18 protein-coding genes and 2 pseudogenes are annotated in these 20,221 nt (G+C 39.7%); 7 read left to right on the top strand and 13 right to left on the bottom strand.

The genetic code is table 11. The features are described 5' to 3' along the window. Positions 1–23: 23 nt before the first annotated feature. The 3 genes from RE409_RS29795 to RE409_RS29785 all read right to left on the bottom strand — a co-directional run bounded on the left by RE409_RS29795 (position 24) and on the right by RE409_RS29785 (position 3,231). Positions 24–800, bottom strand: coding sequence for a HipA family kinase (locus tag RE409_RS29795; protein WP_201225726.1), 777 nt, complete (start codon positions 798–800; stop codon positions 24–26). Then, positions 797–1,915 carry a glycosyltransferase family 4 protein gene (locus tag RE409_RS29790; RefSeq protein ID WP_201225728.1) on the bottom strand — a complete coding sequence of 373 codons (1,119 nt, stop codon included), beginning with the start codon at positions 1,913–1,915 and terminating at the stop codon, positions 797–799. Before RE409_RS29790 ends, RE409_RS29795 begins: the two co-directional genes overlap by 4 nt. 116 nt (positions 1,916–2,031) lie before the next feature. Further along, positions 2,032–3,231 carry a BUD32 family EKC/KEOPS complex subunit gene (locus RE409_RS29785; protein WP_242489195.1) on the bottom strand — a complete coding sequence of 400 codons (1,200 nt, stop codon included), beginning with the start codon at positions 3,229–3,231 and terminating at the stop codon, positions 2,032–2,034. Positions 3,232–3,813: 582 nt separating this feature from the next. Here RE409_RS29785 and RE409_RS29780 point away from each other — a divergent pair. Continuing rightward, positions 3,814–4,581, top strand: a complete 768-nt coding sequence (locus RE409_RS29780) for a MerR family transcriptional regulator (protein ID WP_201225730.1) — start codon at positions 3,814–3,816, stop codon at positions 4,579–4,581. A 77-nt stretch (positions 4,582–4,658) separates the two neighbouring features. Here the strand turns inward: RE409_RS29780 and RE409_RS29775 are convergent, their stop codons facing one another. Beyond that, the gene (locus tag RE409_RS29775) at positions 4,659–5,243 is read right to left on the bottom strand and encodes a hypothetical protein (protein ID WP_201225733.1); all 585 of its coding nucleotides are present in this window, start codon (positions 5,241–5,243) and stop codon (positions 4,659–4,661) included. Between the two features lie 565 nt (positions 5,244–5,808). Here RE409_RS29775 and RE409_RS29770 point away from each other — a divergent pair. Next, on the top strand, positions 5,809–7,167 hold the full coding sequence (locus RE409_RS29770; RefSeq protein WP_309559650.1) for an IS1182 family transposase: 1,359 nt from the start codon (positions 5,809–5,811) through the stop codon (positions 7,165–7,167). Between the two features lie 937 nt (positions 7,168–8,104). Here the strand turns inward: RE409_RS29770 and RE409_RS29765 are convergent. From RE409_RS29765 to RE409_RS29755, 3 genes are all read right to left on the bottom strand, one after another. Continuing rightward, the gene (locus RE409_RS29765) at positions 8,105–8,254 is read right to left on the bottom strand and encodes a hypothetical protein (RefSeq protein WP_201225735.1); all 150 of its coding nucleotides are present in this window, start codon (positions 8,252–8,254) and stop codon (positions 8,105–8,107) included. Positions 8,255–9,104: 850 nt separating this feature from the next. Further along, positions 9,105–9,257: a hypothetical protein gene (locus RE409_RS29760; RefSeq protein ID WP_201225739.1), complete on the bottom strand. Its 153-nt coding sequence runs from the start codon at positions 9,255–9,257 to the stop codon at positions 9,105–9,107. A gap of 145 nt (positions 9,258–9,402) precedes the next feature. Further along, entirely contained in the window at positions 9,403–9,678 is a 276-nt protein-coding gene (locus RE409_RS29755) for a hypothetical protein (RefSeq protein WP_201225741.1), read from the bottom strand. A gap of 1,054 nt (positions 9,679–10,732) precedes the next feature. Here RE409_RS29755 and RE409_RS29750 point away from each other — a divergent pair. The 4 genes and pseudogenes from RE409_RS29750 (at position 10,733) to RE409_RS29740 (ending at position 15,966) form a co-directional block, all read left to right on the top strand. After that, positions 10,733–11,902 (top strand): serine hydrolase domain-containing protein, encoded by a 1,170-nt coding sequence (locus tag RE409_RS29750; protein WP_201225742.1) that lies wholly within the window; start codon positions 10,733–10,735, stop codon positions 11,900–11,902. 93 nt (positions 11,903–11,995) lie between these two features. After that, positions 11,996–14,080 carry a serine hydrolase domain-containing protein gene (locus RE409_RS29745; protein WP_309559649.1) on the top strand — a complete coding sequence of 695 codons (2,085 nt, stop codon included), beginning with the start codon at positions 11,996–11,998 and terminating at the stop codon, positions 14,078–14,080. A gap of 47 nt (positions 14,081–14,127) precedes the next feature. Further along, positions 14,128–14,487, top strand: a complete 360-nt coding sequence (locus RE409_RS30845; RefSeq protein ID WP_397443456.1) for an S-layer homology domain-containing protein — start codon at positions 14,128–14,130, stop codon at positions 14,485–14,487. 55 nt (positions 14,488–14,542) lie between these two features. Further along, positions 14,543–15,966, top strand: a pseudogene (locus tag RE409_RS29740) (IS4 family transposase). Between the two features lie 328 nt (positions 15,967–16,294). Here RE409_RS29740 and RE409_RS29735 read toward each other — a convergent pair. The 6 genes from RE409_RS29735 to RE409_RS29710 form a co-directional block, all read right to left on the bottom strand. Then, a complete protein-coding gene (locus RE409_RS29735) occupies positions 16,295–17,041 on the bottom strand; it encodes an ABC transporter permease (RefSeq protein ID WP_201184393.1) in 747 nt (248 codons plus the stop codon). Beyond that, positions 17,042–17,803: an ABC transporter ATP-binding protein gene (locus RE409_RS29730; RefSeq protein ID WP_201225750.1), complete on the bottom strand. Its 762-nt coding sequence runs from the start codon at positions 17,801–17,803 to the stop codon at positions 17,042–17,044. Between the two features lie 158 nt (positions 17,804–17,961). After that, entirely contained in the window at positions 17,962–18,315 is a 354-nt protein-coding gene (locus RE409_RS29725; RefSeq protein WP_057219647.1) for a DUF1048 domain-containing protein, read from the bottom strand. Between the two features lie 158 nt (positions 18,316–18,473). Beyond that, positions 18,474–18,827 carry a DUF1048 domain-containing protein gene (locus tag RE409_RS29720; protein ID WP_201225752.1) on the bottom strand — a complete coding sequence of 118 codons (354 nt, stop codon included), beginning with the start codon at positions 18,825–18,827 and terminating at the stop codon, positions 18,474–18,476. A gap of 71 nt (positions 18,828–18,898) precedes the next feature. After that, positions 18,899–19,219 carry a PadR family transcriptional regulator gene (locus RE409_RS29715; RefSeq protein WP_098174449.1) on the bottom strand — a complete coding sequence of 107 codons (321 nt, stop codon included), beginning with the start codon at positions 19,217–19,219 and terminating at the stop codon, positions 18,899–18,901. A gap of 273 nt (positions 19,220–19,492) precedes the next feature. After that, positions 19,493–19,684, bottom strand: coding sequence for a hypothetical protein (locus RE409_RS29710; protein ID WP_201225754.1), 192 nt, complete (start codon positions 19,682–19,684; stop codon positions 19,493–19,495). A 193-nt stretch (positions 19,685–19,877) separates the two neighbouring features. Here RE409_RS29710 and RE409_RS29705 point away from each other — a divergent pair. Further along, positions 19,878–20,102: pseudogene (locus tag RE409_RS29705) on the top strand (Tn3 family transposase); the annotation flags it as partial. Positions 20,103–20,221 lie beyond the last annotated feature (119 nt).

The following is a 20,221-nucleotide window of genomic DNA, read 5'->3' as shown; positions in this document are numbered from 1 at the left end:
ACACAATTAGCATTGGAGTTGAGTTATCCCTGGTTTTGGTGTAATGGTCGATATACATTTTGGATGAATTTCTGCACGAGCTTTGGAAGAATGTTTTTGCGGCGGCTCAGCAGCGTAGTAACCATTCCCTTTTTTTCCTCCATTGATACACCCCAGTCGTCAGGTATAAGAGCAACAATTTCTTCGATTAATAGAATAGGCATCGTCTGAATTAGTTCCAGTTGCTCGGTAAATTGTTTCTCGTCTTCGATAAATAGTGCCATTATTTGGTGAGTTGCACTTTTCAGAATCCCAACTGGAAGCCTTCCTAAATCAGGTAGAAGCCAATTGTAAGATCCGAACACTTCTGCATGGTCAATGGCCCACAATTGGTAGGAATTCAGATTTTCTTCATGTAGGAGAATGTTTTTACGGGTTCGATCGCCATTACACAACCAGTAATCAAATAAAATAATACTGGCTAGCGACTGGTGGTTGTTAATATTGGAAACATGGAAAGCTTGGTGACCATCAATACAATTGGGTACGTACGATGAGGCAAATTGAAAGTTGGTATGACTCATCTGCGCCAGTTCCGGAACTTGGGAAGAAAATTCTTGTGGAATTTCCACCAATCGGGCATATGGAATAGGGAGTCCGAGGTAACGGGCTAAACAGTAGGCGACCCATTCATTTGGTAAAGTTTTTTCAAAGCCTGGTTGAAAATACTTCACCACATAATCTTTTCCATCACTAAATGTAATGAGATGTGCGTTCGATTTTCCTTCCAGTTTCTTTTGATAAACAGTGGGCATTATCATGTGTCATTCCCCTCCTCATTCGCTCCATTTTCCATATCACAAATATTTTGTAACAAATGAATATACTGATCAGCCACCACATTAATTGCAAATTTATTTTGAATGTGAACTATGGCTGCTTCCGACATATCATGATAGGAAGAATCTGGTTGATCTAAGATACCGTATAGTTGCTTAACCGCGTCTTCGACATTTTGTCCACGAAAGAGCAGTCCAGTTTTCGCTTTTACAACCAATTCTGTGACTGGCATCATATTTGAAGCAACAACAGGTACACCGCAAGCCATCGATTCTATAAAGGTATTGCCAAATGATTCTGATTTTGTGGTAGCGAGAGTGCATCCTCCTGATTGACGAATTTTCGCATAGACATGCGGCATTTGTTGGTAGGGAATGATTGGAAACCATTTGATGATATCTGTGAGCTGTTCCTCTTGCCATTTAGCTTCAAATTCTTCACGTTGAACGCTTTGTGCTCCTCCAATAACCCAAATTTCAATATCATCGCGCTCACTTTTAATCCTTTTTGCGACCTCAAGCAACATTGGCCAGTTTTTACGTTTGTCCAACCTGCCAATCCACCCGATAATCTTTTTGTTTTTTGGTAGTATCGGGGTACTCTCGAAATCAATTTCTTCAATAGATAAAGTGCGGAAAAAAGAAGGATCCACACCATTGTAAATCACATTGATGGGGATGAAATCAGTCAGTATGGACACTAACCGTTTTTGATACTGTGAAGGAACAACGATGGATACCGGTTCAATTCCTTTAAAGGATTTTAAGTGAGGTTTTAACTTCATAAGTTCTGGTGTACGAGCTTCCACAATTATGGGGCCCTTATACTTTGCTTTACGAATCCATTTATAGGCAGCACCTGTGTCTACAACAATGATTGCGTCATAGGCGTTTTTCTTAATTATTTTAATAATCTCCTGTTCGTTTTTGGTTAAATAAACAGGAGCTATATCCTGCATAATGTGTAGCCCACCGTGATCTGTCGTGTACAGGAATTCTGTATGAATTCCATGTTTTTTAAAATAGATCGCGCGGTTTCTCCATCCGGCATTTACCCCTCCAACTGTGAGCAAACGCCAGATAACAAGTACTTTCATATCGGTCTCTCCCCGTTTACATTTGGGCTCCGCCTCAAATACTTAGCTTTAGAAATAGAACTTTTCTTTATTTATTGTAAGCATCATCGGGGTTGTCACGCTTATTTATGACGAGGCTATTTTGTTTTATCTCGTTTTTGTCCTTTTTTGTCGTTTGATTTATCTTTGTTCTTATCCTTATTTGTTGTCTGATTTTGCTCGTTTTTTGTCATGTTTTGTTGTTTGTCTTTATCTCGGTTCTTGTCCTTTTTTGTTGTCTGATTTTGCTCGTTTTTTGTCATGTTTTGTTGTTTGTCTTTATCTTTGTCTTTGTCTTTGCCTCGATTTTTATCTTTCTCACTATGTCTTCCCTTTTCAAGAAAGTCCCAATACTTATTTAACAATTCCGTTTTTTTGCTTTTTGTACTTATCTCGTTTTTTGTCCCTTTTTTTTGTTTGTCCTTTTCACTATGCCCTCCCTTTTCAAGTACACTTTCCCATGCCTGTTCATGGTAGTCCCAATACTCATCGATTTTTCCCATTACCGTATCGGGATCAACCCCCCGTGCGAGCATCGTTTTAACCCATTCTTCTTTAAATACTTTGTGTACTAAGCCTTCTAGTTGAACAACATAATTATTCTCATCTTTTGTTGTCAACAACCTTTTATTTAGAGTTTTGACAGCATTGGTATTTTTCGGTTCTGACATGAGTACTTGGTACACTTCACGGGATATCTCTTCCATTCGGATATAGTGCATCCATTCTCCATACAACTCGGGGGCTAGTTCTTGCACATGGGATAAAAACAATTCCTTATTTTCTTCACCTAGGGAAGTCAATAATTTACGGGGATAGGGATAGACTCGATCACGCCAAACAGTCCTTGCAACATCAATTACTTTAAGACTGCCATCCTGTAGCAGGTAAATTTGCCTCTTATGATGGTCAATTCGCTCAAAACCTATTTCTTTAAACGTGATTAGCATCTCAATCAATTTAGTGGAAAGTTCTATAGTTAGGGGCTGCGATTGCAAGTATTCACGTACATCTACCCCTTTAATGATTTCCATCGCTATATAAAGCGGTCCATTCGCATAGACTTTTGGAAATAGGGTTGTGTGTTGCCCAAGGGAAAGAGCATAGTATTCTCGTTCACAGTCTTCAGTATTACCAAACACTTTCACACAAATGTCGTCAGAAAGTTGAAAAACCGCTCCCTGACGTCCTTTACCAATCATAACCAATGGCGAGTTATTGACTACCTCCACGTCTGCATTATCCACATTTTGAACTTTTATATTTTGTATGCATTGATTTAAGTATTGCGTGTCCACAAATTCTCTCCTTCCATGAAAAAAGATACCATAATTCTTTCTTATCTTTTTTCCTTACTAGATTTCAAATTTATAACCTCCCCATATATAATTCAAAAATGTAAGACATTGTACGGGCTAGCATCTATTAAAAATTAATTAATTTATTTCTGCAATGGGAAAACATTGACCATCAAAATACACCCAGGCTTAATATATGAATTGTGAATGAAGAGAAACTATGAATGGTTTTAATTGCGAAAATAGAGAACCCACCTATATCATCAACCTTGCAGCCTTGCTCTTTTACTTAATCAAGTGACGTTTTGAAAATAACCTTTTCAGGCAACCACATTATTAACCTTCCAAAGTAAACTAAAAGTCATAAATAAATTCAGCTTCCGTCTTCCTATAACATCTTAAAACCAAAGTCGCACCAACCACAGATTACACGGTAAAAGACAGAATCGTGAGTCGCAAAGATGCAGATACGCACTTTGTGGGGTTCTACCGGCCGTTTATCTACTATAAAAATATTTCAAATAACTATTGACCTTGACGCAACGTAAAGGTTTATAGTTATTTTGTCAGGAGGTAACGACAATGGAGTATACAGTGCAAAAACTAGGGTTGATAGCCGGTATTAGTACTCGGACTTTGAGATATTATGATGAGATTGGGATTCTTAAACCAGCAAGAATTAACTCGTCAGGATATCGCATATATGGTCAAGATGAAGTTGATAAGCTACAGCAGATACTTTTTTACCGAGAGCTAGGTGTTAGCTTAGAAAGCATTAAAGATATAGTTACCGCACCCTCTTTTGATAGAGAGAAAGCACTGAGAGAACATCGCCAGAAGCTTCTTGAAAAAAGAGATCAATTGGATTTACTGATTTCAAATGTTGATAAAACCATTTCGTTAACAGAAGGGAGAATTACAATGTCTAATAAAGAAAAGTTTGAAGGGTTTAAGCAGAAGTTAGTTGATGACAATGAAATGAGGTATGGCAAGGAAGCTCGTGAGAAATACGGGAATGACGCGGTTAACAAGGCTAATCAAAAAGTAAAAGGTATGTCGCAAAAACAATATGAAAATGTTACAAAACTTGAGACAGAGGTGCTTGAAACACTTCATGCTGCATTTAAAACTGGTGATCCTGCTGGAGAATTAGCTCAAAAAGGAGCTGATTTACATCGTCAGTGGTTAAGCTTTTATTGGGATAGCTATACAAAAGAAGCACATGCAGGAGTTGCTCAGTTATATGTAGACGATGAAAGATTCACTTCATACTATGACGCTAAACAGCCTGGAACAGCTAAATTCTTAAGAGATGCGGTCCTCGTTTATACTGGAATGAAAAACTGTTAGGGGGGCCTTGACCCCTAATAGTAACCCCTCAATTTAAAATACTCTTATATAGGGCTCCTGTAGCTTCTTATTATGCTTCACTGATATTTCTTAATTAAATCCAATATTGCTATCTCTATGAGATCACTCTTATTAAACTTCTGTTGGTCTGCGAACTTATCTAGTAAAGACCCAACTTCTCGAATTATGACTATGGTTTTCCTTACTTTGTCACCCTTTTTTTCTAAAGTGATTACCCTCTGATATAAATCGTCTCTATCTCCCTGGTTCTCCTTATGCTGTTCATCAAGAACATATATCCTTATCAGGTCCCTCAATATTGCTACTTCTTCTGGTGTGAAACCCGTGTGAACATTATGTTCACCTTCATTTCTTACGCTTTTCACATCGAGTGAATTAACTTGTGGTTTTCTAGGTGAACCCTGTTTCACAACGGGTAAGCTAGTCTGTACGTTAATAAACTCAAACACTGATTGATAAAGGGGTTGTTCTCCTTCACCTGCATAAAACCAGACTTTAGGATTTTTGTTATGATACTCATACCCTGTATTATGCAATGCTTCCTTTAATTTTTTCTCTCCAATCTTTGCCTTGTTTTTTGCAATCTTGGCTACTGTATTTCCTTTCATGGATAGCTCGTCTAATACCTCTTTTATTTTCATTATTCACACTCCCTTCACACTGTTATGGCTGTTATTTCACATATTCTCCATACTTGTGTGAATTCCCTTCACTCATCTTGAACATATCCTTTAAGTGAACTTTACTTATAGCCTATAAGTAAGGTTCACTTTTTTATTAACTTTTAGAAAGTATACCTTTGGCTAAAGTTGAAGAAATCCTTCAAGGATATTCGTCTGATGGAATCATGGATAAGCTGTTAAAAAAAGTGTTAAAGAGTTAAATATATTTTAAGAAAAACAGACATAGGTATATGTCTGTTCAGACTGTAGACAAACTCGATGAAAATCGAGTTTGTCTACAGTTTTTTTGAGGGGTTGTAAAAATTCGACGTTGATTTCCACTCCAGGCACTCGCTTTCCGCGGGCGGTCAGGGAGCCTCCTCGGCGCCTTTGCGCCTGTGGGGTCTCCCTTGGACACGCATTTCCCGCAGGAGTCTCGCACCTTCCGTTCCAATCAACTTTGTTTTAACAATTAGATATAACCACTTTTGCCTACAGTCCTTTTTGTTTTAATATAGAAGTATTAAAACTTGAGGTGATGACGATGCTTTCGAAACATAATTCTATTCAGCGAGATCAACTTGAAATGATTACTTTGGATCAACTGGTGCCAGCGAACCATTTGGTTCGTAAAATTGAGGGGGCCATTGACTTCACTTTCATTTATGACTTGGTGAAAGATATGTATTCAGAGATAGGGCGCCCAAGTATTGATCCAGTTATTTTAGTTAAATTGACATTCATTCAATATACCTTCGGTATTCGTTCGATGCGTAAAACGATTGAAGAAGTTGAAACGAATATGGCTTACCGTTGGTTTTTAGGTTACGGTTTCCATGATAAAGTACCTCACTTCTCAACGTTCGGGAAAAATTATGAGCGTCGCTTTAAAGATACAGACCTGTTTGAACGGATTTTTTATCGTATCTTAATGACAGCTTCAGAAAGAAAGTTAATAAGTGCAGAGCACGTATTCGTTGATTCAACACATGTGAAAGCCAGTGCGAATAAGCGAAAATTCGAAAAGAAAATCGTTCGTAAGGAAACACGAGCATATCAAGGACGCCTTCAAGAAGAAATAAATCAAGATCGTGAAAACAATGGAAAGAAGCCTTTTCCACCGGATAAATTTGATAAAGAAGAAACCAAAGAAATTAAAGAAAGTACAACTGACCCTGAGAGTGGCTACTATGTAAAAGATGAACGAACAAAACAGTTTGCCTATTCATTTCATGCGGCTGCGGACCGCAACGGTTTTGTGCTGGGGACGATTGTAACACCGGGAAATACGCATGATAGTCATATCTTAGAGCCTCTTGTTGAACAAGTGATTGAGAAAGTTGGAAAACCTGAAGCTGTTGCCGCAGATGCAGCTTACAAAACACCAGCCATTACAAGCTACCTTTTTGGGAAAGAAATCACACCAGCTTTACCCTATACACGTCCACGAACAAAAGAAGGGTTCTTTCGCAAGCATGACTATGTTTACGATGAACATTTTGATTGTTATCTCTGCCCATCGGGCGAGATTTTAAAGTACTCAACAACAAATAAAGAGGGCTATCGCGAGTACAAATCACCCAAACACACTTGTGCGACATGCTCATTTTTATCACAGTGTACAGTAAGCAAAGACCATCAAAAAGTGGTGACACGCCATATCTGGCAAAATTATATGGAAGAAGCAGATCATCTGCGTCATCACAAGGATGTAAAACCTATATATGCGAAACGTAAAGAAACAATAGAGCGTGTATTCGCAGATGCAAAAGAAAAGCATGGTATGCGTTGGACTACTTTAAGGGGACTTAAAAAATTGTCGATGCAGGCGATGCTTACTTTCGCTGCCATGAATTTAAAGAAGATAGCCAATTGGACATGGAAAGGTCCAAGAATGGCTTAATAAGTGGGCTCGTAGAGGCCCAATCTCTTAATCTTGAGCAAAATTCAAAGAGAATTTCAAAAGGGGTCCGGAATTAAAATATTCCGAACCCCTTTTGTCTACAAACTGAACAGACATAGGTATATGTCTGTTTTTCTTATGCATTCGTGGTGACGCGGAGGTCTAACCCATCTACAGAAACTTTTCTTTATGGCTATAGGGCACTCTATGAGGCCTCGTACAGATTCGGAAAAATTCCACCATATCCACAAACACCTCCTAATGCTAGCACCTTCATATGACCCACCCTATGGTCTGTACAACCGCACTGTACGTAGCGGTATACGGCAAGACTACTATCATAGGGGGTGGCAGAGTGCGTCTGTCCACTCCTTATCCTCCCTACGGTCCGGTACCGTAGACAGACACCATACAGAGATTTTTTGCCACTTAAGGCTTTCCCCGCAGTTAAATATATCAACGGTTAACTAGCTACCTGCCCCCCCTAAACACAAAACGGTTAACCGCAAAAAAAAGACTATGGAAAAATCCAATAGTCTTTGACTGAATAAGCCGAGAGATTTAAACAAAAATCAGCCTCTTTTTTTATACGCTTTGTTGTTTAGAAAATTTAAAACAGCTACGATTATACCTGCAAAAATACGAATCCTGTTTTCGAAAAAGCTTTAAGATAAAAAATTGATAAAGCAGTCATAAGTAAAACAATTATTAAAATCTTAAAAACCCAATATTTTTTCATGATTTCACCATTCACTATATGTCGTTTTTGTGTTCCCTTTAAAATTCTTGTCTTTGTAATGTACGATTTTGATCATTCCAGTTTTGTTTGCTACTGGATATTTTTTATATAGTTTTTATAAGAAAGATACCCTTTAGTTAACTCAAATCCACCGTTCATAGTCGAGAAAAATTACTTTTGGAATTATCCTTCTTTGATTTAATCGTGGTAGATCGTTGTATATTGTTTGCTACATTCTTTAGAAACAGCATAAATATAAGTGTCTTCAGCCCTACCGATTGCCTTCACATCTGCTTCATGAAATCCTCCTGCAACCATTTCAGTAAGAATATCTATGTTTTTGGACATAGCATTTATTTTTTTTCATTTTTATATTACTAACAGAATTCGAATCATCCTCTAATGATAAAATTGCAAATCTAACAGCATCAGCATAATTATTAATGCCCGCTTGTTTTTAATTAGATCATCCATGATGTCTATATTTGTTTGCGTAAAACTAATTTCCAATGTACTCACTTATTAAATATCCCTTCCATTCTTCAATTATTTTCTGTTTATGGTTAATGAATATCGGCTAGTTGATGTTCACTTGGTCACCTCATTCTTTCAATACCTCTTTTTTAGGAAAGAGCATAAGGGAACCAGATATCACTTCCATTTTGGAAGGTGCTAAATAGGCTGTGCCTATTGGGTTCAAGGTACTTTTTTAGTGATATCATTTTAGGGTCACTTTTCAATCGAAAGATATAGTCTAGATATAGCGTAGATATACTAGAGATATAGTTAAATATCTCTAAAGATATAGTCTAAAATAGGAATATCTATAGAGATATAGTCAACAATTCCACTCAACTTTTGGATCTTATAGATTTTTATAAAACCGAATCTAGTATCCTTTCTTTCTGTACTTTTACTTTCATATTCATTTACTTTTTCACCGAATAATGTACCGAAATATCCAAATTTCTCTTCTCCTTTCGGTTGCAATGTAGTTGCTGTTTTTACATCATTTGTTGTTTCTACTACTTGTTTTATATTTTGTTGTACTTGTTCCGGTGTAGCAGTAAATGCTTTTTGGGCATCTTGTAAAATTAATTATTTAATAGGCTCTTTTGCTCCGAAAGAAACCTTTTCTAATTCCTGGATCACTTTTGTTTTGACTGTTTCGGGAGCAATACCCCTTTGCTTATGAACATCATCCATGACTGACTCTTTGAACAGTCTGACGCGCTTCATGTGGCAGTCTTGCATTTGTAAGAATTTTCTGTACATTTCGTTGTATTTGTTGCGGTGTAGCCACATTTGCCTTCTCTATTTCTTGAATCACACGTTGTTTACTCGGAACCATTTGAACCTTTTTGAATGTCCTGAATCACCGTTTGATGATTCGGAACTACCTGGCTGTTTCCTGACTGAACATCTCGAACAATGGATTGTTTCCCTTTGTGATTAGACTGTGGAGCAGATTTTATATCTTGTTCTATTTCTTGTCTTTATGGATTATTGTTCACTTTATTGGGCTTAATATTTTGAACAACATCTTCTTGATTTGGATAACTATTCATAGATTTCGGTTGAACATTTTGTAAGACATCTTGTTGTAAGGAGTGAGTAGCATTACTTCCAGATGGAATATTCTCTTGTCTGGAATGATCGCTAGTGCTACCCCCACTTGTTTCATGATTGATCGACTTATTCTCAGGATTTAATCGCACATTACTTGTAGCATCTAAGTTTTTAGGAGGATCTAACGCTTCTTTAAATTTCATTTTTGCTAAGATTTGCTCGTTTTTCTTGTTACCATTTGGATGATTATTTAAGCTGTTAACGATAACTTGTTGAATCGTTTGTCTTTGATTCGTTGGCGTTACTGCTACGTTCTCTGCTACATTCTTCCCTTGTAATTCTTGGCCATTAATTGAGCGAACATTTTGTTGGCCAACGCTTTCATAGTCAAGGCTGCCTTTTTTATATCCGACAAGGCCAATCCATAAATTTGGTCGAGGTTTCGCCGAGCGAACCAGGGGTATTCGCTGATGCTGACTTAAGAATTAAAATTAGGGTAAATGTGTTGCAATAAATGAAGAAGTAGAAAGAAGAACTGTGAAGAGGATTCCAAACCATTTAAACGTCTTTTGCTCTTAAACGCAGGAGGTAGAGTAGAATCTATGTTGGAACATTTGGATTTGCCGGGCATAAATATCCTAATAGGGGTACCGCCACATTGCCATCAACTTAAGAAAAGTAAACCCCCCAAAAACAAAAAAATGAGCTTACTTCTCAAAATAACTAACTGTAGAGAAAGAAAATTTTCATTTAGGGGGTACTTCAAAACCTTAGCTTGCTGGCGATAGGGTCACCATATCAAAAAAAGAAAATTGTACGTTTAGACACATTTTTCAACCGCTTCCTATATGTTAAGGGATTGGTTATTTTTTTTACAGTTTTTTATAATGAAATTCTAAATATCTAATTATAATTGGTGAAAAAGACGATCAATAGTTTGGGTACGGAAATGATTCGAATTTACATTCTTTCTTAATGCATATTATGGATAAATAAGGTAAAATATGGGTTGGTGGTATGTCTCATGTTGCGTTAATCTAGCAATAACTAAGGATACATAATATCCTTTCATACCTTTAAATAATTTTGTTATAGAAGGGGTGTAGATTTAAATGGCTCAAATTGTTGATATTGATAGATACCTTTGTACTGGGGCTTTAATCTATATGAGTGAGGGCCTTTTCCCTAAGCCTTGTCAGGAGGTAAGGAACAGTAAGCAACCACCTATACAATATTAATAGAGGAGAGGAATGCCTTATGAAAATACGTAGGCAAATTACATTTGCAAGTCTGGCCCTTTTAATAGCTGGAAGTTCCCTGTTATATACAACGCCAACCTCAATTGTAAAAGCAGAGCCCACTCAAAATGTATCTAGTTCATTACAAACAAGCAACCAACGAGATCGTAATTCCGTCAAGGAAGCAATGCGGGATACATTGCAATTTGGATACCCGGGGATACTTGCTAAAACTTCTGAGCGTGGAAAAACGTGGGGTTATGCCGCTGGGATAGCGGATCTGAGAACCAAAAAACCAATGAAAACAGATTTTCGCTTTCGCATTGGTAGTGTGACGAAGACGTTCACCGCAACAGTTGTACTTCAATTAGCTGGAGAGAACCGCCTGAATCTAGACGACTCCATTGAAAAATGGTTGCCTGGTGCCATTCAAGGAAATGGATATGATGGTAACCAGATTACCATCCGGCAGATATTGAACCATACAAGTGGTATCGCTGAATACTCAAGGTCAAAAGACGCTGATTTTATGGATACAAAAAAATCGTATACGGCTGAAGAGTTAGTGAAGATGGGGGTTTCTCTGCCTCCAGACTTTGACCCAGGAGAGGGGTGGTCTTATTCAAACACAGGATACGTATTACTGGGTATTCTTATTGAAAAAGTAACTAGAAACAGCTATGCGGAAGAGATTGAAAATCGGATTATTGAACCACTTGAATTGTCGAATACATTCCTACCTGGCAATTCAAGCGTTATTCCAGGCACCAACCATGCACGTGGATATGTCCAACTAGACGGAACAAGTGAGCTAAAAGACGTTACTTATTATAACCCAAGTGCAGGTAGCTCTGCTGGAGATATGATTTCTACTGCTGACGACTTAAACAAATTCTTCTCTTACTTGCTCGGTGGCAAATTACTGAAAGAACAACAACTAAAACAAATGCTTACTACAGTCCCTACAGGAAAAGAAGGAATCGATGGATATGGTCTTGGAATCTATGAAACTAAGCTTCCGAACGGTGTCTCGATATGGGGACACACAGGTGGCATTCTAGGGTTTACTACTCTTGTTGGGGGTACACTTGGAGGCAAGCATACGTTGGCTGTCAATTGGAACAGTTTGGGTAGCGCTGACAGTCCTAATCCTTTTAAAAATATTTTACTTGCTGAATTTAGCAAGTAGGTCAAAAGGAAGAACGGATAAATTTTATCATATTCTCATAGCTAAACAAATAAATGATGAAATCGATCACTTATCTAAGGAGGCAATTTCCTCATGAAAAATAAGCTAACTGGTGTGTTAGCCGCTATATTAGCGCTAACTATGATCCTACCAACAGGGGCGAAAGCATTTTCTGACAGTAAGACTACAGTTGTAACTATCGAAGAAGTAGCTAGCCAAGAACTGAAGAAGATTGCAGCAGAGAAGGCTGCGCTACTCACGAAGTCCCATGGGGCGACTAGCGTGCAGTATGCGCTAATTGATAATGGCAAACTTATTTTGTCAGGGCAGGCTGGCAAGAACGATATGGAAGGGGAACAGCCGTTAACCAAAGATACTCTATACGGGATTGGTTCAGTCAGTAAAATGTATGCAACAGCGGCCGTAATGAAATTAGTCGACGAAGGAAAAGTCGATTTGGATGCTCCTGTCGTCAACTATGTTCCTGATTTTAAGATGAAAGATGAGCGGTACAAACGCATTACGCCGCGTATGTTGTTGAATCACTCCTCTGGCTTGCAAGGTTCCACGTTAAGTAATGCATTTTTATTTAACGATAATGATACCTATGCCCATGATACCTTGTTGCAGCAATTGTCGAACCAGAGCCTGAAAGCGGACCCAGGCTCGTTCTCGGTATACTGCAACGATGGCTTTACACTGGCCGAAATTTTAGTGGAAAGAGTCAGCGGTATGAGCTTTACAGAATTTCTACATCAACGGCTTACAGAACCTTTAAAGATGAATCATACAAAAACGCCGCAGGACAAATGGAGAGACGAGAAGCGGGCTGGACTTTATTTTCCGGCGTACCAAGGGCAGCTTCCAATTGAAGCAGTGAATGTGATTGGTACGGGAGGGATCTCTTCCACGGCAGAAGATATGGTAAGATTCTCACAACTATTTATGGGACAGGGAAAAGGGATCCTCTCTGATAAAGTAGTCAAGGCAATGGAGCAAGAGGAATATAAAAAAGGGATGTGGCCGGGGGATGGAGATAATATTTTTAACTATGGTCTTGGCTGGGATAGTGTGAAACTATACCCATTCAGTGAATATGGGATAAAAGCTTTGACTAAGGGCGGCGACACGGCACTGCAACATGCTATACTGGTCGTGCTTCCGGAACAGAAAATGGCAGCAGTTGTGTTGTCATCCGGTGGACGGAGTTCTACAAATCAACTGATGGCGACTGAATTGCTGCTCGCCGTGCTCAAAGACAAGGGCACAATTAAGGACATCAAGCCGAACAAATCCTTTGGCGAGCCGGTCAAGGTCAAGATGCCTCAAGATGTGACAAAGAAAGCGGGCTTTTATGGCAATAGCGAAACTCATTTCAAAATTGAAATTACGAAGAATGGAGAACTGTTCTTACCATCTAATCGAGAAGAAAAATATGTATATACTGCGGATGGAAGCTTTATTAATGAGAAGGGTACTTCCAAGCTCAACTTCGTGACCGAGAAGAATGGAAGAACTTATTTGAGGGAGAGCACATATAAATCGCAGCCAAGCTTAGGGCAAAGTGTGATGACTCACTATTTAGCTGAGAAACTAGAAGAAAACGTGCTATCGAAGAAAACCGCTGCTGCATGGGCAAAGCGGGAAGGCGTCAAGTTCTATCTTGTGAACGAGAAATTTAGTTCTATTGAATATCTCGTACAACCGAAACTTCTTACCACACAGATTACTCGCAAGGAAGGCCTGGAAGGCTATTGGGATGGCAGAAAAATTACAGGTCCGGACACCGCGGCGCATCAGCTCCAGATCCCCGTGATGAATGGTCGTGATACAACGGAAACCCATTTCTATACAGAAGGCGGCAATGAATTTATGGAGATGGCCGGGTTGTTATACGTAAGTGGAACTAACGTAAAACCACTTGATGTAGGGCAATCATCTAAAGTTACGCTGCAAGCAAATGGGCATGCGAAATGGTTTACGATCCCGCAATCGGCAGCCGAGAAAACGATGACCGTGACGTTGCCATCGAAGGGTTCGTTCGCGGTGTATGATGAGAAGGGAGTATGCGTCGATTTTACCATTGTGAGCGGCAATAACAAAGTAAAACTGCCGAAGAACGGAACGGTTGTATTTGCTGGAGCGCCGAACTCGGAATTTGCAATCACGTTGAACTAGCTACAATTCAAGATGGACTTCAACAAAACCAGTACGACACAGAAAAGGTGTTTTGCTGGTTTTGTTTGTATTTACGCATTATCTTTACAAAGAGGCTTCCACGAATAATATCACGCTCAAACTCTGCAAGAACAGCTAGCATACCAGTTCTGGGCGATCATCTTTTGCTCCACTCATTTTCTCGGTGTAAATACGTTCGCAGCCGGTATTATGATGTACAAGCCCTATACGATGCAGGAATTATCCGAGGTGTTTCAACTACTAAGTTTAACCCGTATGGCACACTCACACGTCAACAGGCTGCACTTATGTTAGTACGAACACTAGAATATCTAGGTGTAGAAAAAGAGTCAAATACAGGGCCCTACCACATCGCTATCAAGCTAGTAAAAAAAAATGCCGCCTAAAATGAAAAAATACGCTATTCTTTCTGTAGAATCATAGGAAAGGATGGCGTTTTTTATGTCTGTTTCTGTGTCTGACGAATTACAACTATTTGCTCAAGAGATTCAAAGTTTTTTATCTCCAAATACCTTACGGGATCTTGCTAGAGATGTTGGTTTTGTACAACGAACCAGTAAGTACCAAGCAAAAGATTTAGTTGCTTTATGTGTATGGATGAGTCAAAATGTCGCTAAAACCTCTTTAACCCAGTTATGTAGTTGTTTAGAAGCATCAACAGAAGTACTTATCAGTCCTGAGGGACTGAATCAACGATTTAATGCCACAGCCGTGCAATTTCTACAACAAGTGTTAGCTGAACTTCTCAACCAAAAGTTATCTTCAACTAAGCTGCTCTCTTCTCCATACACTTCTATTTTTAAGCGTATTCGTATCCTAGATTCAACTGCATTTCAACTTCCCGATGTATTTTCATCTGTTTATCCAGGTGCAGGAGGATGCAGTCATACAGCCGGGGTGAAGATTCAGCTTGAGTATGATCTATTAAGCGGACAGTTCCTACATATTCATACAGGTCCAGGTAAACAACATGATCGAACCTATGGTTCTCTGTGTGTCCCAACTGTGACAATTTATGTATCCGTGACTTAGGTTATTTTCACTTGAAAGATCTTCAACATATACAAGATAAAAAGGCTTACTATATCTCTCGTATTAAATCAAATACTCGTATTTATCAAAAAAATCCCAATCCTGATTATTTTCAAGATGGAAGAATCAAGAAAGGTCCAGAGTATATACAGATAGATATGGAGGTCTTAATGAACTCACTTCAACCAGGACAAACATGCGAGATATCCGACGCTTATGTAGGAATGACTGATAAAGTACCAACTCGTGTGATTGTTCATCGGCTAACAAAAGAACAACAACAAAAACGATTACAAGATCAAGCTGTAAGAGAAAAAAAGAAAGGAATGAAGTATTCTCCTCGTAGTAAACGACTCAGTGGTATCAATGTATATATGACAAACACCCCTACAGATATTGTCCCGATGGGACAAGTACATGATTGGTACTCTTTACGTTGGCAAATCGAAATTTTATTTAAAACATGGAAATCATTCTTTCAAATTCATCAGTGTAAAAAGATAAAACCAGAAAGATGGGAGTGCCATTTGTATGGACAATTGATTGCCATTCTACTCTGTTCTTCTATCATGTTTCAAATGCGCCAATTGCTCCTCATGAAGAAAAAACGAGAGCTTAGTGAGTATAAAGCCATATATATGATTAAAGACTATTTTCTTCTTCTATTCCAAACTATACAAAAAAACACCCAAGAGCTATCAAAGGTGTTACTTCGCCTGTTCAATCTCCTACAGCAAAACGGGCGGAAATCTCATCGATATGAGAAAAAAACGGTCTTTGATATATTAGGTGTCGTTTACAATTGTACCATGTCTGATAATAAAGCCGCTTAATTCAAAAAAGTGAAACCCGTTAGGGTTTATTTCGTATGCAAATCTTTCAATCACCTACACTTGCCCTTTAGAAAAAAGAAACAATCTCGCCTAAAATTGACTTTGCATTAGCTTAGCTTGATAGCGATGGGGTACCGCCAGCAAAACGCGGATTTACAACGCTAAGCAAATTACAGCATAGAAAAAAATCGATTCCTTTTATGTTTAGGAACCGATTTTTTAATTTGGCTTATTAAGCTAACGCCCCCGTTGGTTTTAGTGAAAAAATTTTCAATTTTCCCTCTCTGTAGCTGTACCTCTGCTAATTTTATATTTTCCGTCATATTCTTCATACCCGCTTTTTATACGCCCTCATTGCAAAGATATAAGCCACTATCATAATCCCAAAGCACCAGGCAAGAGCAATCCATATATCATTACCCACTGGCTGATTTGACAACAACGCACGAATGGATTCCACTATCGAGGTTACCGGTTGATTTTCGGCAAAGGCGCGAACTACCGAAGGCATCGACTCGGTTGGTACAAACGCTGAGCTTATAAACGGCAGGAAAATCAGCGGGTACGAGTAGGCTGTCGCCCCTTCCATAGACCCCGCTGTCAATCCGGGAATGACCGCCAGCCATGTCAGCGCCAGCGTAAACAGCCCGAGTATCCCAGCTACCGCGAGCCAATCCAGGATATCAGCGCTGGAACGGAAGCCCATCAAGAGCGCGACGAGGATAACCACCACGACAGTAAGCGCATTGGAAACAAGCGAGGTCAACACGTGAGCCCACAATACCGACGAGCGCTTGATGGGCATGGTAATGAAACGCGCCATCAGCCCGCTCTTTACATCCGTAAACAGCCGCACGGAAGTGTAAGCGACGCCGGATGCGATAGCCATCAGCAAGATTCCCGGCAATAAATAATTGACGTAGTTGTCCGTGCCTGTCTCTATGGCGCCGCCAAATACGTAGACAAACAGCAGCAGCATCATAATCGGCGTAATCGCCACCGTGATAATCGTATCCGGGCTGCGCATGATGTTGCGCATTAAACGCCCTAGTAATACCCCTGTTTTGCTTTTCATTTACATCTCCTCCTTTTTGCCGATGATCGCGAGGAAAATTTCCTCCAATGTCGGCTGCTTCTCGATGTACTCCACTTTCACTGGCGGGAACATCTCCTTGAGTTCGGTAAGGGTACCGGTCGTGATGATTTTTCCGCCGTGCAGGATGGCGATACGGTCCGCCAGTTGTTCGGCTTCCTCCAGGTACTGGGTCGTCAGCAAGATGGTCGTGCCGCCGCCGGCAAGCTCCTTGACGGTATCCCAGACTTCAATCCGCGCTTCGGGGTCAAGCCCTGTCGTCGGTTCGTCGAGAAAAATGACTGCTGGCGTCCCGATCAGGCTCATGGCGATGTCAAGCCGGCGCTTCATCCCGCCGGAATATTTGTCCGCCCGGCGGTTGGCCGCATCGGTCAGGCTGAATCTTGCAAGCAGATTGTCGGCGACTTGAGCGGGATTGGAAACTCCCCGCAACTTGGCGATCATCATCAGGTTTTCCCGCCCTGTGAGCATGCCGTCTAAAGCTGCGAACTGCCCTGTCAGGCTGATGCTCTGGCGAACATGATCCGGTTGACGCTGGACGTCAAAGCCGCAAATACCTACTTCGCCGCCATCGGCCTTCATCAGAGTCGAGAGGATGTTGACCGTCGTCGTCTTGCCCGCTCCATTTGAGCCCAGCAGTGCGAAAATTTCGCCACGCCGCACCTCAAAATCCACCCCCTTTAAGACTTCATTGTCTTTAAAGGATTTTTTTAACCCTTTTACAGAAATCGCTGCATTGCTCATACTTTTTTCCTCCTTATAAAAAGCGCCTTGCGGAGCTAGATTGCCTATACTCTTCTATATAGTCTGACTGATAATCTGTATAACTTATTACCGGGTTGAAAATATAACTGAATAGCGAAGGTGGCAATTCACATTTGTAACCAGCTATTCAGTCGGTATTATCTATTGAATTTATTTTTTCCCAATCGCTTCATGATACTCTGATTCAAATCTTCACGATACTTGGCGACATAGGTTTTAGCGTTTGCCACTAGTTCGTCGGCAAAGGACGCCACGTCGTCCCCAGTGATTTCCAGCACTTGTCTGCCTTCCGCCGCACCGGCTTCGAATAACTCGATTAATTCATACTGAATGTGCAGCATATCCATCCCGCTGCCCGCTGAGAAATTCCACATGTAGTTTTGAATTTTCTTAAATACAAACTGGTAGTCCTCTGGCAGGGCTTCAACCCGTGCCATCATCATCTTGTATTCTTTTTTATCACCAATCATTTTTTTGAACATTTCCATCATGTTATTTTTCCTCCTTATAAAAAGCGCCTTGCGGAGCTAGATTGCCTATACTCTTCTATATAGTCTGACTGATAATCTGTATAACTTATTACCGATTGAAAATATAACTGAATAGCGAAGGTGGCAATTCACATTTGTAACCAGCTATTCAGTCGGTATTATCTATTGAATTTATTTTTTCCCAATCGCTTCATGATACTCTGATTCAAATCTTCACGATACTTGGCGGCATAGGTTTTAGCGTTTGCCACTAGTTCGTCGGCAAAGGACGCCACGTCGTCCCCAGTGATTTCCAGCACTTGTCTGCCTTCCGCCGCACCGGCTTCGAACAACTCGATTAATTCATACTGAATGTGCAGCATATCCATCCCGCTACCCGCTGAGAAATTCCACATGTAGTTTTGAATTTTCTTAAATACAAACTGGTAGTCCTCTGGCAGGGCTTCAACCCGTGCCATCATCATCTTGTATTCTTTTTTATCACCAATCATTTTTTTGAACATTTCCATCATGTTATTTTTCCTCCTTTTTTATAAAGCTGAACAAAACACTCCAAAAATATCGTACGGAATATCTTATGAAGCTAGATTGACTTCAAGACGTTGATTTTTGATGATAGAAAATCCCATTTTTCCCAAAATAATTCAAGTTCCTGGCGGCCAGCCTCATTAAGTGAGTAAAACTTGCGGGGCGGCCCCATATCTGACGGTTTCTTTTTCATGGTTACCAGTTTTTTCTTTTCTAATCGCACGAGGATGGTGTAGACCGTCCCTTCCACGACTTCAGTAAACCCAAGCTCGTTCAGGCGTCGGGTAATCTCGTAGCCATAGGTTTCATGGCGGCTGATGATTTCCAGCACACAGCCTTCCAGAGAACCCTTCAGCATTTCAGTTAAATTTTCCATGTTCAGAGCCTCCTCTATTTTGTCTGACTTATATTCAGTATAACTTAGTACTAAGGGAAATTTTTACTGAATAGCTTTTGGGAAATCATGCTATTCAGTATTGCTTATTACATGTACACTGTAACACCGAGTAGCGGAGGTGTCAACTATTTTTCTTAAAAATATTTTTGCAACCTCACTATTCAGTGGTGTCGGTATCCAGTGTGACCTACTACAGGTATATCATAACACGTAGTAGGTCACACTGGATTTTCTAAATATTTTTAAAACCAGCTATCCCCATTGGATACAGCCGATTTTCTTTATGGAGCTTTTACTTCCTCCTATGCTTCTTTCAAAATGATTACACCGCGGATCATTCCCATCCAGCAGCTGTACATGTAGGTTCCCGGTTTCTCCTGTTTGAATCTTTTGGAGCACCCCACCTTCAAGAACTCCCTTAAGCATTTCCGTTAGATGTTTCATATATCCTCCTTACAAACTACTTATCATTACTTAGTACTACTATATAGTATTACGAAGTAGAAGGAATGTGTCAAGTAATTTTATTCATATCATTTATTTGGGCAGCTTTACACTTGCTAAGTCTAAGCATTTAAGGCAGTTTTTATGAATAATAAAAAACCGATTTCTCAATACGGGAGAAATCGGTTTTCTCAAATCAGGTGCTTTAAACATCTTGATTAATGCAATTAGTGTATGGAATACAATTTATCTAGGCAAACCTACCGAATTACTTCAAAGTAAAGGAATGTTACGGGAGGATTTATTAAAGCATATATCTCCATTAGGATGGGAACATATCAACTTCCTTGGAGAGTATCGCTTCGATCCAAAAGGAGTTACCAACTTAGAATCATTGCTGTCTTTAAATCAAGAATAGTTCTAAAGCCGATTACATCCTTAACGTGGTGAAAATCGGCTATTTTTGTATCCAGATCCCGTTAACGTTGTAAATTCGCGTTTTGCTGACGGTCCCCAGTAAAACCTTCTATATTTTAA

Source organism: Peribacillus sp. R9-11, from assembly GCF_031345095.1.
In the GTDB taxonomy this organism is placed as follows: domain Bacteria; phylum Bacillota; class Bacilli; order Bacillales; family DSM-1321; genus Peribacillus; species Peribacillus butanolivorans.
Note: the sequence above shows the minus strand (reverse complement) of the source record. Positions and strands in the feature narration are given on the sequence as shown.

What these genes read in the sequence shown, in the direction of transcription:
- RE409_RS29795 (WP_201225726.1), bottom strand. Translation starts at nt 800, where the DNA reads ATGATAATGCCCACTGTTTATCAAAAGAAACTGGAAGGAAAATCGAAC.
- RE409_RS29790 (WP_201225728.1), bottom strand. Translation starts at nt 1,915, where the DNA reads ATGAAAGTACTTGTTATCTGGCGTTTGCTCACAGTTGGAGGGGTAAAT.
- RE409_RS29780 (WP_201225730.1), top strand. Translation starts at nt 3,814, where the DNA reads ATGGAGTATACAGTGCAAAAACTAGGGTTGATAGCCGGTATTAGTACT.
- RE409_RS29775 (WP_201225733.1), bottom strand. Translation starts at nt 5,243, where the DNA reads ATGAAAATAAAAGAGGTATTAGACGAGCTATCCATGAAAGGAAATACA.
- RE409_RS29770 (WP_309559650.1), top strand. Translation starts at nt 5,809, where the DNA reads ATGCTTTCGAAACATAATTCTATTCAGCGAGATCAACTTGAAATGATT.
- RE409_RS29765 (WP_201225735.1), bottom strand. Translation starts at nt 8,254, where the DNA reads ATGTCCAAAAACATAGATATTCTTACTGAAATGGTTGCAGGAGGATTT.
- RE409_RS29760 (WP_201225739.1), bottom strand. Translation starts at nt 9,257, where the DNA reads ATGGTTCCGAGTAAACAACGTGTGATTCAAGAAATAGAGAAGGCAAAT.
- RE409_RS29755 (WP_201225741.1), bottom strand. Translation starts at nt 9,678, where the DNA reads ATGAAATTTAAAGAAGCGTTAGATCCTCCTAAAAACTTAGATGCTACA.
- RE409_RS29750 (WP_201225742.1), top strand. Translation starts at nt 10,733, where the DNA reads ATGAAAATACGTAGGCAAATTACATTTGCAAGTCTGGCCCTTTTAATA.
- RE409_RS29745 (WP_309559649.1), top strand. Translation starts at nt 11,996, where the DNA reads ATGAAAAATAAGCTAACTGGTGTGTTAGCCGCTATATTAGCGCTAACT.
- RE409_RS29735 (WP_201184393.1), bottom strand. Translation starts at nt 17,041, where the DNA reads ATGAAAAGCAAAACAGGGGTATTACTAGGGCGTTTAATGCGCAACATC.
- RE409_RS29730 (WP_201225750.1), bottom strand. Translation starts at nt 17,803, where the DNA reads ATGAGCAATGCAGCGATTTCTGTAAAAGGGTTAAAAAAATCCTTTAAA.
- RE409_RS29725 (WP_057219647.1), bottom strand. Translation starts at nt 18,315, where the DNA reads ATGATGGAAATGTTCAAAAAAATGATTGGTGATAAAAAAGAATACAAG.
- RE409_RS29720 (WP_201225752.1), bottom strand. Translation starts at nt 18,827, where the DNA reads ATGATGGAAATGTTCAAAAAAATGATTGGTGATAAAAAAGAATACAAG.
- RE409_RS29715 (WP_098174449.1), bottom strand. Translation starts at nt 19,219, where the DNA reads ATGGAAAATTTAACTGAAATGCTGAAGGGTTCTCTGGAAGGCTGTGTG.
- RE409_RS29710 (WP_201225754.1), bottom strand. Translation starts at nt 19,684, where the DNA reads ATGAAACATCTAACGGAAATGCTTAAGGGAGTTCTTGAAGGTGGGGTG.